General features: G+C 64.0%; 13 protein-coding genes. 8 read left to right on the top strand and 5 right to left on the bottom strand.

The window, feature by feature from the left end; all coding sequences use genetic code 11:
- Positions 1–64: 64 nt before the first annotated feature.
- Positions 65–688, top strand: coding sequence for a 2,3-bisphosphoglycerate-dependent phosphoglycerate mutase (locus BLS26_RS17105; protein WP_092512998.1), 624 nt, complete (start codon positions 65–67; stop codon positions 686–688).
- Between the two features lie 111 nt (positions 689–799).
- Here the strand turns inward: BLS26_RS17105 and BLS26_RS17100 are convergent, their stop codons facing one another.
- On the bottom strand, positions 800–1,681 hold the full coding sequence (locus BLS26_RS17100) for a methylated-DNA--[protein]-cysteine S-methyltransferase (protein ID WP_371360854.1): 882 nt from the start codon (positions 1,679–1,681) through the stop codon (positions 800–802).
- Positions 1,682–1,815: 134 nt separating this feature from the next.
- Positions 1,816–2,337, bottom strand: coding sequence for a DUF2244 domain-containing protein (locus tag BLS26_RS17095; protein WP_092512994.1), 522 nt, complete (start codon positions 2,335–2,337; stop codon positions 1,816–1,818).
- A gap of 22 nt (positions 2,338–2,359) precedes the next feature.
- Between BLS26_RS17095 and nth the strand changes: the two genes are divergently transcribed.
- The 7 genes from nth (at position 2,360) to BLS26_RS17060 (ending at position 9,922) form a co-directional block, all read left to right on the top strand.
- Entirely contained in the window at positions 2,360–3,121 is a 762-nt protein-coding gene (nth, locus tag BLS26_RS17090) for an endonuclease III (RefSeq protein ID WP_092512992.1), read from the top strand.
- A 194-nt stretch (positions 3,122–3,315) separates the two neighbouring features.
- Positions 3,316–4,353, top strand: a complete 1,038-nt coding sequence (locus BLS26_RS17085; protein WP_371360973.1) for an HlyD family secretion protein — start codon at positions 3,316–3,318, stop codon at positions 4,351–4,353.
- Positions 4,340–5,968 carry an MFS transporter gene (locus tag BLS26_RS17080; RefSeq protein ID WP_092512988.1) on the top strand — a complete coding sequence of 543 codons (1,629 nt, stop codon included), beginning with the start codon at positions 4,340–4,342 and terminating at the stop codon, positions 5,966–5,968. Before BLS26_RS17085 ends, BLS26_RS17080 begins: the two co-directional genes overlap by 14 nt.
- Positions 5,969–6,139: 171 nt before the next feature.
- The gene (locus BLS26_RS17075) at positions 6,140–7,192 is read left to right on the top strand and encodes a type III polyketide synthase (RefSeq protein WP_092512986.1); all 1,053 of its coding nucleotides are present in this window, start codon (positions 6,140–6,142) and stop codon (positions 7,190–7,192) included.
- Positions 7,189–7,704, top strand: a complete 516-nt coding sequence (locus tag BLS26_RS17070) for an isoprenylcysteine carboxyl methyltransferase family protein (protein WP_092512984.1) — start codon at positions 7,189–7,191, stop codon at positions 7,702–7,704. Before BLS26_RS17075 ends, BLS26_RS17070 begins: the two co-directional genes overlap by 4 nt.
- The gene (locus BLS26_RS17065) at positions 7,701–9,260 is read left to right on the top strand and encodes a DHA2 family efflux MFS transporter permease subunit (RefSeq protein ID WP_197681343.1); all 1,560 of its coding nucleotides are present in this window, start codon (positions 7,701–7,703) and stop codon (positions 9,258–9,260) included. Before BLS26_RS17070 ends, BLS26_RS17065 begins: the two co-directional genes overlap by 4 nt.
- Before the next feature lie 110 nt (positions 9,261–9,370).
- Complete coding sequence (locus BLS26_RS17060) at positions 9,371–9,922, top strand: GNAT family N-acetyltransferase (protein WP_092512982.1); 552 nt, start codon at positions 9,371–9,373, stop codon at positions 9,920–9,922.
- Here BLS26_RS17060 and BLS26_RS17055 read toward each other — a convergent pair.
- From BLS26_RS17055 to BLS26_RS17045, 3 genes are all read right to left on the bottom strand, one after another.
- The gene (locus BLS26_RS17055; RefSeq protein ID WP_092512980.1) at positions 9,919–10,671 is read right to left on the bottom strand and encodes a sulfate transporter family protein; all 753 of its coding nucleotides are present in this window, start codon (positions 10,669–10,671) and stop codon (positions 9,919–9,921) included. The two genes, BLS26_RS17060 and BLS26_RS17055, sit on opposite strands and share 4 nt — an antisense overlap.
- Positions 10,672–10,748: 77 nt before the next feature.
- Positions 10,749–12,161: an MFS transporter gene (locus BLS26_RS17050; RefSeq protein WP_092512978.1), complete on the bottom strand. Its 1,413-nt coding sequence runs from the start codon at positions 12,159–12,161 to the stop codon at positions 10,749–10,751.
- 187 nt (positions 12,162–12,348) lie between these two features.
- Positions 12,349–13,275: a LysR family transcriptional regulator gene (locus BLS26_RS17045; RefSeq protein ID WP_092512976.1), complete on the bottom strand. Its 927-nt coding sequence runs from the start codon at positions 13,273–13,275 to the stop codon at positions 12,349–12,351.
- Between the last annotated feature and the right edge of the window lie 63 nt (positions 13,276–13,338).

Raw genomic sequence — 13,338 nt, 5'->3', positions numbered from 1 at the left:
CACGCTCGGTCCGATGGATTTCTGAACTTAAAAACGTCTCGAAACGAAAACGGAATCTTTTTAAATGAGCGATCGCCTACTTGTGCTGGTGCGTCACGGCCAGAGCGACTGGAATCTGAAGAACCTGTTCACCGGCTGGAAAGACCCTGGCCTGACCGAAAAGGGCGTCGCCGAGGCCAAGGAAGCCGGCCACAAACTGAAGGCGCAAGGGCTGTCGTTCGATGTCGCCTTCACCTCGGTGCTGACGCGCGCGCAGCATACGCTGGATCTGATGCTGGCGGAGATCGGCCAGACCGGACTCAAGACGACCAAGGACCTCGCGCTCAACGAACGCGACTACGGCGATCTGTCCGGCCTCAACAAGGACGACGCCCGCAAGAAGTGGGGCGAGGACCAGGTGCTGATCTGGCGCCGTTCCTACGATGTGCCGCCGCCCGGCGGCGAGAGCCTGAAGGATACGCTGGCGCGCACGCTGCCTTATTACGTCAAGGAAATCCTGCCCGGCGTGCTGCGCGGCGAGCGCACGCTGGTCGCCGCCCACGGCAACTCGTTGCGTGCGTTGATCATGGTGCTGGAGAAGCTGACGCCCGAGCAGATCCTGAAGCGCGAACTCGCCACCGGCGCGCCGGTGATCTACCGGTTGAACGCGGACTCGACGGTGGCGTCGAAGGTCGATCTGGCGGGGTGAGCGCGCTTACTTCGTAGGGTGGGTTAGGCGGAGCCGTAACCCACCGGCCGGACTATCCGCGCCGTACGAAGTTGGTGGGTTACGCCTTCGGCTAACCCACCCTACGCATTCTCAATGCATCCCGACTTGGCCGGCTTCCCAGCCCAGCATCGCCTGCTTGCGGGTGATGCCCCAGTGATAGCCGGTCAGCGCGCCGCCTTTGCCGAGTGCGCGATGGCAGGGCACCACGAACGAGACCGGATTGCGTCCGACCGCCGCACCGACGGCGCGGGACGCCTTCGGATTCTTGATCTTGTTGGCGATGTCGGAATAGCAGACCGCGCGGCCCATCGGGATCTTCAGCAGCGTCTCCCAGACCCGCACCTCGAAGTCGGTGCCGATCAATACGACGCGCAGCGGCTGATCGGCCCGCCACAGATTGGTGTCGAAGATACGCTGCGCCAGGCCTGCGGTGCCGTCACGGTCTTCGACATAAACAGCGTTGGGCCAGCGCCGCTTCATGTCGGCGAACGACGCCTGCTCCCCCCCCGGGTCGGCAAAGGCGAGACCAGCGAGGCCGCGCCCGCTCGCGATCACGATCGAGGTGCCGAACGGGGAGGGATGGAAACCGTAGCGCAGCGTCATGCCGGCGCCGCCGTTCTTCCATTCGCCCGGCGACATCGCCTCATGGGTGACGAACAGATCGTGCAGCCGGCCCGGGCCCGACAGGCCCGAGTCCAGTGCCGCATCGAGCACGCTGGCGGAATCGCGTAACAGGCCTTTGGCGTGATCGAGCGTCAGCGCCTGCATGAACGCCTTTGGCGTCAGCCCGGCCCAGCGGCGGAACAGGTGGTGTAACTCATCCGGGGTCACGGCGGCGGCATCCGCCATCGCTTCGATGGTCGGCTGCGCGCGCCAGTGTTCCGAGATGAAGGCGATCGCGCGCCGCACCGAGTCGTAGTCGCGCAGCGCGGCGTTCTGGGGTCCCGGTTTGGTGAGGCGGTGCTCATTCATGGCAAGGTTCATCATACTGATCGATGTAGGGCGGACGGGCCGTCCGAACCACCCGATTCCCGACAAGCATTCCATAGCGTTTTCGAGCGAAGTGGAACCCGGTTCGCGTGAAGAAAACGCGTCAAATAAAGAGTCTACTGGATTGGGTTATAGGTGATGCCCCGTTTGGCAGTCTGCAACGCGGCCAGCAAGGCTTTGGCAAAGCTGGCTTTTTCGTCGGCTCCGAGAAAACTCCCGATCGAAACCCGGCGGCCTCGCGAAACCAGATAAAGCCGCTCGATGCCGAATTCGGCGTGGACCTTCTGGTCGAGCTGCACCCAGAGCGGGTTGAGCACCCATTCGGCGACATAGCCGCGATGGCTGACCCGGCGCACCCGCAATTCCGATGGCGTGACGGTGATCTCCTCGGTGGCGTTGCCGCGGCGGAAATTGACCCGGAACGCCCAGTAGATCACCAGCACGTCGAGCCCGAGAAAGCCGAGCACCGGCCACGCGCCCATCAGGAGAAACGCTATGCCGGTGGCAAAACTGACGACGCTGAGAAACGTCATCAGCACCAGGAAGCCGGTGCGATTGAGCGAACGGTGTGGCGTCAGCCGCGCCGAAAACAGTTTGGGCTCGTTAAGCGCCGGATCAAAGTCGTTGCTTGCGGTCATCGCGTATCAGTATACCCGGATCATGGCTAAAAGCATCCGTTCCCAACGCGCCAAGAAACCCGCCGTTCAATCCGCGCCCAGCAAGGCGACGAAAAAAACCGCCAAACCGCCGTCCAAACCGGGGGCCAAAAAGCCGGTCAAGCCAAAACCCTGGACCGCGGCCGAGATCCACGAGGCCTTCAGCCGTTTCCAAAAGGCCAACCCGGAGCCGAAGGGCGAGCTCGAACATCTCAATCCCTATACGCTGCTGGTGGCCGTGGTGCTGTCGGCGCAGGCGACCGACGCCGGCGTCAACCGGGCGACGCGCGCGTTGTTCGCGGTCGCCGATACGCCGCAGAAGATGCTCGCGCTCGGCGAAGACACCGTGCGCGATTACATCAAGACCATCGGGCTCTATCGCAACAAGGCCAGGAACGTCATCGCGCTGTCGGAAAAGCTGATCGCCGAGTTCGGCGGCGAGGTGCCGCGCACCCGCGCCGAAATCGAAAGCCTGCCCGGCGCCGGTCGCAAGACCGCCAATGTCGTGCTCAACATGGCGTTCGGCGAACACACCATGGCGGTGGATACCCACGTGTTTCGCGTCGGCAACCGCACCGGGATGGCGCCGGGCGATACGCCGCTGGCGATTGAGCTCGGGCTGGAAAAGGTGATTCCGTCCGAGTTCATGCTGCATGCCCATCACTGGCTGATCCTGCATGGGCGCTATACCTGCCTGGCCCGCAAGCCCCGCTGCGAAGTATGCCTGATCAACGATCTTTGCCGCTGGCCGGAAAAGACGGTCTGAGGCATGCTCATCGTCATGTCGCGAAGCTTCGTCATTCTCGCGAAGACTGATGTGAGGGGGATAGCTTGAGTCAACAGGATCAGACCAGCCCGGCACCGCCGGCTCCGGCCGGCACCGGGCCATCGCAAACCGCAGCCGCCGTCGCTGCCGCCCGCGCGGCCGCACTTCAGCGCGGCGCCTGGAGCCGGTTTGCTATACCGCTGTTCGCCGTGCTGGTGGCTTTCCTCTTCATCGCGCTGGCGACGCTGCGCTGGGATGCCTGGGTCGGCAACGCCGTGACCCAGACCACCAACGACGCCTATGTTCGCGCCGAGATGACGCGGCTGAGCAGCCGGGTCGCCGGCGAGGTCTTGACCGTCGCCGCCAACGATTTCCAGCGCGTCAAGGCCGGCGATCTCCTGATCCAGATCGATCCCGCCGACTACCAGGCCCAGGTGGCGCAGGCCGATGCCGCCGTGGCCGCGGCACAGGCCGCGCTCGACAACCTGAGCAACCAGGTCGAGCTGCAATACGCCACCATCGCGCAGGCCGAAGCGGCGCAGGTCTCCGCCGCCGCCGAGGAGGTTCAGGCGCGCCAGGAACAGGAACGCCAGCAGTCGCTGTCGCAGACCGAAGCCGGCACGCGGCAGAAATTCGAACAGGCGACGGCGGCTTACGCGAAAGCGCAGGCCGACGTGCGTGCCAGCCGCGCCGTTATCGCCGCGCAGAAGCACCAGATGGAAGTGCTGGCCGGCACCAAGAAACAGCGCGCCGCCGACGTGTTGGGCGCGCAGGCAGCACTTGCGGCGGCGAAGCTCAAGCTCGGCTACACCAAGATCATAGCACCGTTCGACGGCGTCGTCGGCGAGCGTCAGGTTCAGCCGGGCGACTACGTCAACATCGGCAGCAACCTCATCAACGTGGTGCCGCTGCCGAACGTCTATGTGATCGCCAATTACAAGGAGACCCAGCTCACGCGGGTCAAACCAGGCCAGTCCGTCGACATCACGGTCGATTCCTTTCCCGACGAGAAACTGAAAGGCCGCGTCGAGCGGATCTCACCGGCCTCCGGATCGCAATTCGCGCTGCTGCCGCCGGATAACGCCACCGGCAATTTCACCAAGGTGGTGCAGCGCGTGCCGGTCCGGATCATCATCGACAAGAACCAGCCGCTGCTCGAGCGGCTGCTGCCGGGCATGTCGGTTGTGACCAATATCCACACCGGGGATGCGGGGACGGATGGCGGAAAATGACGGCGCCGATCGCGGGCCGCTGTCGCGCGGCGGCATTGCTCCTCGACCGCTGTTCGCGGTCGGCGCCGTGCTGCTCGGTTCGTTTCTGGCCAATTTCGACAGCCGCCTGACTTCGGTTGGCCTCGCAGACCTGCGCGGCGCGTTTTCGTTGGGCTTTGACGAAGGCGCCTGGCTTTCAACGGCGGGCATCGGCTCGCAAATCTTCGTTGCGCCGGCGGTGGCGTGGCTGGCGACCGTGTTCGGCCTGCGCCGCGTGCTCGGCATCCCCAGCCTGGTCTATGCGCTGGTCTCGCTGACGATCCCGTTCGTGCATGATTACACCACGCTGATCGTGCTCAGCATCGCGCATGGCATGCTGCTCGGCACCTTCGTGCCGGCGACGCTGATGATCGTGCTCCGAAACCTGCCGATCCGCTGGTGGGTGCCGGCGATCGCGATCTATTCCATCCGCGTCGGCTTCGCACTCGACACCTCGACCTCGCTGGTCGGCTTCTACGTCGATCATTGGGGCTGGCAATGGCTGTACTGGCAGGGCGTCGTCATCGCGCCGCTGATGGGCCTGATGGTCTATCTCGGCACGCCCCACGAACCGGTCAACCGCGCGCTTTTGCGCGATGCCGACTGGGGCGGCATGCTGCTGCTCGGCACCGCAGTATCGATGATCTATGCCGGGCTCGATCAGGGCAACCGGCTCGACTGGCTGGAATCCGGCACGGTCATGGCACTGCTGCTCGGCGGCGGCGCGCTGTTCCTTCTGTTCCTGATCAACGAGATGCTGGCCCCGCAGCCCTGGGCGCATTTCAACGTGCTGTTCTCGCGCAATATCGGGCTCTCGCTGGTCATCATTCTGCTCTACACCCTGACCAGTCTGTGCAACTCGTCGCTGGTGCCGAATTTCCTCTCGGTGGTAGGAGGGCTCAGGCCCGAGCAGACCGGCGTGCTGTTGTTCACCTATGGCGCGCTGCCGATGTTCGTGCTGGTGCCGATCGCGATCTATCTGCTGCGGCATTTCGATGCCCGCACCGTGGTGGTGCTGGGATTTTCGGCGTTCGCTGCAGCCAATCTCTGGGGCACGCAGCTCAGCCACGACTGGGCGCGGGAGGACTTCGTCGGGATCGTGATGCTGACGTCGATCGGGCAGGCGCTCACGCTGCTGCCGATCATCATCATGGCGCTGTCGAATTCCGATCCGGCCCGCGCCACCTCGTTCGCCGCCTATATCCAGATCATGCGGCTCGGTGGCGCCGAGATCGGTGTCGCCCTGATGGGAACCTGGCTGCGGGTGCGCGAGCAGATCCACTCCAATTATCTTGGGCAGCATATCGAGAACGGCAGCGGCGACGTCGCCCGCATGCTGCAGAAGCTTACGAATTTCTTTGCCAGCCACGGTATTGGGACCGCGCCGGCGCGGGCGGTGGGGACGTTGTCTGCGGCCGTGGCCCGCGAGGCCAACACGCTCGCTTATATCGACGGCTTCTGGCTGTGCTTCTGGCTGGCGATGGCGGCGCTCGGCTTTACGGCACTGATCACCCGCGCGCCGCCGGGTCCGTTGGCGCCGGCGCCGTTCGGCTTTGCCAAGAGCTTGTTGCGGAAGTGCGGCGTCTCCGTGTCGTAACGGCGGACGGACCGTCATCACCGCGCCGCCATTCCCTGCAGGATGGGTGGCCTCGACCGGCGGCATTCAACTTATCTTGAATGCCCCGAGCGCTCGATGATCGCCGCCGCCGAAATATTCGTTCCGCAAAACGGTTCATGTACCGGGGCCACAGGCAGGGACAATAATAATATGGGCGACACGGCCGCGTTGATTTCTCTGGCGACCTCGGTTCCGCCACATCAATTTCACCAGAAGCAAATCCTCGCCGCGGCGCGTGACGTCCTGACCGAGCGTTACCCGGAGTTCGAGCAGCTTTCGAGCCTGTTTGCCAATACCGGCATCCGCCACCGTTACGGCGTCAAACCGATCGAATGGTATCTCGAGCAACGCGGCTGGCCGGAGCGGACACAGGCTTTCCTGGAGGGCGCCGAAAAGCTGTTCATCGACGTCGCGGCTAAGGCGATCGCGGGGGCCGGCCTCTCGGCCGGCGATATCGATACCGTCGTGACCGTGAGTTCGACGGGGATTGCGACGCCGACGCTGGAGGCGCGTGTCGCAGGCCAACTCGGCTTTCGCCAGGATGTTTCGCGCGTGCCGGTGTTCGGTCTGGGCTGCGCCGGCGGCGTGTCGGGGCTGTCGATCGCGGCCCGGCTGGCGCAGGCGCGGCCCGGCACCAACGTGCTGCTGGTCGCGCTCGAGCTTTGCACGCTGGCGGTTCGTCATGACGAATTGACCAAGGCCAACGTCGTCGCCGCCAGCCTGTTCGGCGATGGCGCCGCGGCAGTGGTGCTGCGCGCGGGCGATGGCGGCGCGACCCGGATCGAGGCGACCGGTGAAAAGCTGTGGCCGGATACGCTCGACATCATGGGCTGGAGCGTCGACCCTGAGGGATTTGGCGTTATCTTCCAGCGGACCATACCGGGCTTCGTTGCCGAACACATGCGTCCCGCGGTGGCCGAGATGCTGTCGCGGATGGCGCTTTCGATCGAGGACATCGATCGCTTCATTTGCCATCCCGGCGGGACCAAGGTGATCCGTGCGCTGGAGCAGGCGTTCTCGCTTCATCAGGGCGCGCTCGACCACGAGCGCGAGGTGATCGCCGATTACGGCAACATGTCGTCGCCGACCGTTCTGTTCGTGCTGGAACGGGCGCGCGCCCACGGCTTGCCGCCGCGGTCGCTGTTGACGGCGCTCGGGCCTGGTTTCACCGCAAGCTGCGTCGCGCTGCGGCATGCATCATGAGCTTCGCTGCCATCATTCTCGCTCTGGTCACGCTGCAGCGCCTGGGTGAACTCGTACTGGCGCGTCACAACACGGTGAAGCTGCTGGCACGCGGTGCGATCGAGGTCGGCGCACGGCACTATCCGCTGCTGGTGTCGGTCCATGCGGCGTGGCTGACCGCGTTGTGGATCTGGGGGCGTGACCAGACCGTCGATCTCGCCGCGCTTGCGGGCTTGGTCGCGCTGCAGGGCGTGCGGCTCTGGATCCTGGCGACGCTGAAATCGCGGTGGACCACGCGCATCATCGTGCTATCAGGCGAACCGCTGGTGGTGTCCGGACCCTACCGGTATTTTTCGCACCCCAACTACGTCGTTGTCGCCGGCGAGATTGCGCTGCTTCCCCTGGCGCTGCATTTGCCGGTGATTGCATTAGTGTTCACGGCGCTGAACGCTGTCGTGCTCTGGATCCGGATACGTGCCGAGGCACGCGCGCTTGCTGCCGTTCGCGGACAGCCCGCCCGCGCCGCTTCATGAGCGGGCGGCAGGAGTTTTGGTCGGGCACGCCGGAGATGACGCCGTCAATTCGAACCTGGGCCGGCTTTCTGTGGATGTGCCTTGGCATGTTCATGGCCATCCTCGACGTCCAGGTGGTGGCGACGTCGTTGCCGACGATCCAGCATGAGCTCGCGATCTCCCCGGACGCCATGAGCTGGATCCAGACCGCCTATTTGATTGCGGAGGTCATCGCGATTCCCCTGACCGGGCTGTTCACGCGCGTGCTCACGTTACGGGGACTGTTTGCCGTGGCGGTCGCGCTGTTCACGCTGGCATCGGTCGGATGCGCCTTCTCGGGCTCGCTGAGCGAGTTGCTGGCCTACCGGGTGGCACAAGGGTTTTCCGGCGGCGTGTTGATCCCAGCGGTTTTCTCCGCGGTATTTTTGCTGTTTCCGGCGCGGCTGCACGCGGTCGCCACGACCATCGGTGGCGTCGTCGCGGTGCTGGCGCCGACGGTCGGCCCCGTCGTCGGCGGCTGGATCACGGACAACTGGTCGTGGCCGTGGCTGTTCCTGATCAATGTCATTCCCGGCGTGGTCGCAGCCGTCGTGACGCCATTGCTGTTGCCGAAGCAGAAAACCAATTTTGGTGAACTCGCCACGTTGGATGGTCTCTCGCTGGTACTGTTGGCGGCGGCGCTGGCCGCGCTCATGGTCGGGTTGAAGGAAGCGCCGCAGCGCGGCTGGCTGTCGCCCGTCTGTGTTTCCCTGCTCGCGGGGAGTGCGGCCGGCATCGCCTGGTTTGTGCACCGCTCGCTGCGCTCAGCGCATCCAGTGGTGCACCTTGCAACATTGCGGCGGCGTTCGTTTGCGATCGGCTGCGGCCTGAGCTTCTGTCTCGGCGTCGGGCTGTTCGGCTCGGTCTACCTGATGCCGGTGTTTCTCGCTTTCGTGCGCCGCCATGACGCTTTCGAAATCGGCACGATCATGCTGGTGACCGGGATCGCGCAGCTCGTCGCAGCGCCCGTCGCCGCGTTCCTGGAGAGCCGGCTCGGCGCGCGGTGGCTGACCGGCGCCGGCTTTGCGCTGTTCGCAATCGGGCTTGGGCTGAGTGCCTATCAACCGCGCAACGCCGACTTCGACGAAATGTTGTGGCCGCAAATCCTGCGCGGCGTCGCCATCATGTTTTGCCTGTTGCCGCCGACCCGGATCGCGCTCGGCGCGCTGCCGGCGTCCGAAGTCGCGGATGCCAGCGGATTGTTCAACCTGATGCGCAATCTCGGCGGCGCCATCGGCATCGCGCTGATCGACACCATCCTGTATGGCCGAAGCCCGATCTATGCCGAGGACTTTCGTATTCGCCTGCTGGCTGGCGATCTCACCGCGGCGACCGCGATCGGCCTCGATCCGTCGCTGCTCGCCAACCGGCCGCTGGGCCCGCCCGACGAAGCCGCGGTGGCGTTCGTCCGGCCGCTGGTCGAGAAAGCGTCACTGGCGCTTTGCGTCAACGAGGCCTGGGCGATGCTCGCGTGCGTGGCGATTGCGGGCGTGCTGCTGGTGCCGTTTGTGCGCGACCGGCCGGACGCGCAAGACTAGAGCCGTAAAACACTCGCTAGACCGCGTACGCATAAACCCGCAATGTCCGCTTTCACTCGCGAAGTCTGGGTGTCCTCGATTACAGTTTCAAGTGTCGCAAGGACGGTCGAATGAGAGTTTGCTCGCATCGCTTGATCCTACGATCCTGGCAGGATTCCGACAGGGCTCCATTTGCCGAGATGTCTGCGGACCCCGGCGTGATGGAGTATTTGCGGCCCCTCCCGACCAGGAAGTCCAGCGATGCCTGGATCGATTACCAGATCGAGCATCAATTCTCACATGGGTTCTGTATGTGGGCCGTGGAGCTCCGATCATCAGGCGCATTTCTCGGCGCCGTGGGACTCTTGGTCATCAATTTTTCGGCTCACTTCACACCTGCCGTAGAAGTCGGCTGGCGGCTGGCAAGTGCTTTTTGGGGCCAGGGGTTCGCAACGGAAGCCGCTCGACAAGCGCTTGAGTTTGGCTTTGGCGAGGTTCGGATGTCCGAAATTGTCGCCCATGCGAGTGTCCGCAATACGCGTTCTCGTCATGTCATGTCCAAATTGGGCATGTCACATAACGACGCCGACGATTTCGATCATCCGCGCCTCGGAGAATCGGATCCGCTCCGGCGACAGGCGCTCTATCGAATCACACGACAGCGTTATGAGCAGACGCCCTAGGCCGTCGGCACGCCGCTTCGCTGCCTTGGCTCGATCAGTTCCGGCCGCGGGCCAGACAACCGCTTGTGCATGTGAACCATCAACGCCATGCCGAACAACGGCGTCGCCAGGTTGACGATCGGGATCGACACGAACGCCGCGATGATCAGCCCCGCGGTGAACACCGTGGCCGCGTTGTCCTTGCGCATCGCCTTGGCTTCCGCCGGCGAGCGGAATCGCATCGCCGCGAGCTCGAAATATTCCCGGCCCAGCAGCCACGCGGTGGCGATGAAGAAGATCAGAAAGCCGGCGCCTGCGAACAGCACGAACGGCAGCGCGACCAGATAGACCAGGATCGTCAGCAGCGCGGTCTTGACGCCCTCGGGGATGGCTGTGCCGAGCGGCAGCGCGCTACCTGGCCGCTCCGCCGGATAATGCTCACGCTCGACATGTTCGGCGACGTCGTCGACGAACACGCTGGCGACCAGCGAGGTGATCGCGGGCATTAAAAAAATACCCCCGAGCACGACGCCAAGGCCCGCCGCGATCGAGACGATCCAGGCCAGCACGTTGAGCGGGGTATGAAAGCCCGGCCCGAGCATCGCTTCCGCCCAGCCTTCGCCATATTCGGCGAACCAGGTCAGCAGCCGCTGCAACCCGAACGCCAGCACCGTGATCAGTATCAGCGCCAGCCCGATCGAGCGCCACAGGATGGAACGCATCGGCGGCGACAGGATCTGCGATAGCGCCTTGACGGCCGCGTCCAACATGGTGGTTCAACCTCTCGTGAAAAAGCCCTCGCGAGAGGTAGAGATGCAGCGAGACTTCGGCAAGGGCCGCGGCCGTCTCAGGCGTCCAGCGGCTTGCCGCGGACGTTGGGGCCGAAGGTCGCGATCACGAGGATGACCAGGATCATCGCCGAGGTGATCAGGCCGAACACGCCGCCGACGCCACCCACTTTCAGCATATGGGCGACGATGAAGCCGGAGAACATCGCGCTGACCCGGCTCATCGAATAGACGATCCCGGACGCCCGCGCGCGGATCGCGGTCGGGAACACCTCGGTCTGGTAGGCGTGATAGGCGTAGGACATCGTCATGTTCGCGGCCGTGAGCAGCACGCCGCTCAGGATCAGGAGCGCCGGCGCCGTCAGCTGCGAGAACGCCGCGCCGAACAGAATGATCGCGACGCAGGCGCCGCAGATGATCCATTTGCGCTCGAGCCTGTCGGCGAAGCTGGCCGCCAGCAGCGGCGCGATCGGATAGGCGAAGGCCACGATGAAGGAATATTCCAGGCTCTTGGTGACCGTGATGCCCTTCTCGACCAGCAGCGTCGGCACCCAGTTGGCAAAGCCGTAGAAGCCGAACGCCTGGCAGAAGTTGAACACCATGAACATCGCGACCAGCGGCAAATAGGGCGGGCGGAACAGGTCGCTGAAGCCGACCTTCACGGGTGCGCTCGCGGGCACCATGCGGGGTGCCGGCTTCGGAGGCGCCGTGGCGCGACCGGCGGCGGCTTCCAGTTTTGCCAGAATTTTGAGGGCCTCATCGGTCCGGCCGTGGCGCGCCAGCCATAGCGGGCTTTCCGGCACGAACAATCGCAGCACCCAAATCACCATGCTGCCGGCGACGCCGATCAAGACCACCCAGCGCCAGCCGTCGAGGCCGTAGGGTTTGAGCGGCACCAGCCACCAGGAGAGAAAGGCCACGATCGGCACGGCAATGAACATGACGGACTGGTTGACCGCAAACGCGCGGCCGCGCATCCGGCTCGGCACCAGTTCGGTGATGTAGGCGTCGATGGTGATGATCTCGACGCCGATGCCGATGCCGGCGATGAAGCGCCACAGCAACAGCCCTTCGGATGTCGACTGGAAGGCCATGATCACCGACGCCGCGGAATAGCCCAATAGCGCGTAGGTAAAGATCGCGCGCCGCCCGAACCGGTCGGCGAGAAACCCCAGGAAGAACGTGCCGACGAACAGCCCGGCAAAGGTCGCGGCGACGAACGCGCCGATTCCGGAAAAGCCGAAAAAGGCCTGGGTCGTCGTGGTCAGGAGGCCGCTGCGGGTCAGGCCCGGCGCGATATAGCCGGTGAAGAAGAGGTCGTAGATTTCAAAGCAGCCGCCGAGCGACAGCAGGATCACGAGTCTCCAGACATAAGATGAGGCCGGCAGCGCTTCGAGCCGCTGCGATATCGCGTCCGCGCCACTACTATTGGCCGCAAGACGGGTGCCGGCGTCGATCTCGAGCGCGCTCATGAAGTCCTCCCCTGAAGGTCCCTTGGCCGTCTCTCTATTGAAGACGTTGGTGCCGTTATATTTTGACGCGTTTTCTTGACGCGAACCGGTATCCACTTCGCTTGAAAACGCTACTGGAGCATGTTTGGCGTTTGCGAGCCAGAAATCCAGACGAACATATCGATTAGAGTGTTCGATAATTTCGAACTCAGATCAAAAGCGTCGCCTCCCAGGCGCCGCGCCCGACCTGTTCGGCGATCAGCGCCAGCATCAGGCGGCGCATTTCTTCCATCACATAGGTCATGGGACGGTTGCGCAAACGGCAGAGATAGAGCGTGCGGGTCAGTTTCGGCTCGATCACTTCCCGCGCCACCAGGGTGCCGGCGGCAAGCTGCTCCTGCGCGAACAGTTTGGTCGCGATGGCGCAGCCCAGTCCGGCCTGCAGGGCGCCTGACATGCCGGTGATCGAATTCAGATGCAGGATCGCATTGGCCTCCAGCCGCTTCAGCAGCACGGGATCGTCGAGCAGCGCGCGGGAGGACAATCCGTGCAGCAGCAGGATCAGCGGCAGCCGCGTCAATTCCTCGAAGGTGATCGGCGCCTTGCTCTTGCCGATCAGTTTCGGCGTGCCGACGCAGAACATCTCTTCTTCCAGCACCGGTTCGGCGAACAGGTCCTTTTCCGACGGCGGATTGTAGACCAGCGCGAGATCGACCTCGGAGGCCATCAGACGCAGCAGCGTCGCGCCCGACAGGCTTTCGGTCAGCGACAGTCTTAGATCTGGATATTTGGCGAGCACCGTGCGCATCAAGGGAACGCCGATCGCCTTGACCCCGGAATTGGCCATGCCGATCGAGATGTCGCCGGCGATGACGCTGCCGCCCTGCTTGATTTCCCGCTCGGCCTCGGCCATCGCGCGCAGGATGATGCGGGCGTGCTCGTAGAGCCGTTCGCCGGCCGCGGTCGGTTCCATCCCGCGCGGCTTGCGTTCGAACAGCGGCATCGCGAACTCGGATTCGAGGTTGGATATATGATGGCTGAGCGCGGATTGGGCCACATTGGCCTGATCCGCCGCCCGCGACAGGTTGCGCTGCTCGTAAACGGCGATGAAATAGCGGAGCTGCCGTGAATCCATGAAGGTTGCGTTCTAAAAGGACGAATGCACTATTCGACAGATTATATTTTTCAGATGGCGTGT

Origin of the sequence: Afipia sp. GAS231 (genome assembly GCF_900103365.1) — a bacterium.
Lineage (GTDB): Bacteria > Pseudomonadota > Alphaproteobacteria > Rhizobiales > Xanthobacteraceae > Bradyrhizobium.
Note: the sequence above shows the minus strand (reverse complement) of the source record. Positions and strands in the feature narration are given on the sequence as shown.

Bases quoted from the DNA above. Each gene is read 5' to 3' on its own strand.
- BLS26_RS17105 (WP_092512998.1), top strand. From the start codon at position 65: ATGAGCGATCGCCTACTTGTGCTGGTGCGTCACGGCCAGAGCGACTGG.
- BLS26_RS17100 (WP_371360854.1), bottom strand. From the start codon at position 1,681: ATGAATGAGCACCGCCTCACCAAACCGGGACCCCAGAACGCCGCGCTG.
- BLS26_RS17095 (WP_092512994.1), bottom strand. From the start codon at position 2,337: ATGACCGCAAGCAACGACTTTGATCCGGCGCTTAACGAGCCCAAACTG.
- nth (WP_092512992.1), top strand. From the start codon at position 2,360: ATGGCTAAAAGCATCCGTTCCCAACGCGCCAAGAAACCCGCCGTTCAA.
- BLS26_RS17080 (WP_092512988.1), top strand. From the start codon at position 4,340: ATGGCGGAAAATGACGGCGCCGATCGCGGGCCGCTGTCGCGCGGCGGC.
- BLS26_RS17075 (WP_092512986.1), top strand. From the start codon at position 6,140: ATGGGCGACACGGCCGCGTTGATTTCTCTGGCGACCTCGGTTCCGCCA.
- BLS26_RS17070 (WP_092512984.1), top strand. From the start codon at position 7,189: ATGAGCTTCGCTGCCATCATTCTCGCTCTGGTCACGCTGCAGCGCCTG.
- BLS26_RS17065 (WP_197681343.1), top strand. From the start codon at position 7,701: ATGAGCGGGCGGCAGGAGTTTTGGTCGGGCACGCCGGAGATGACGCCG.
- BLS26_RS17060 (WP_092512982.1), top strand. From the start codon at position 9,371: ATGAGAGTTTGCTCGCATCGCTTGATCCTACGATCCTGGCAGGATTCC.
- BLS26_RS17055 (WP_092512980.1), bottom strand. From the start codon at position 10,671: ATGTTGGACGCGGCCGTCAAGGCGCTATCGCAGATCCTGTCGCCGCCG.
- BLS26_RS17050 (WP_092512978.1), bottom strand. From the start codon at position 12,161: ATGAGCGCGCTCGAGATCGACGCCGGCACCCGTCTTGCGGCCAATAGT.
- BLS26_RS17045 (WP_092512976.1), bottom strand. From the start codon at position 13,275: ATGGATTCACGGCAGCTCCGCTATTTCATCGCCGTTTACGAGCAGCGC.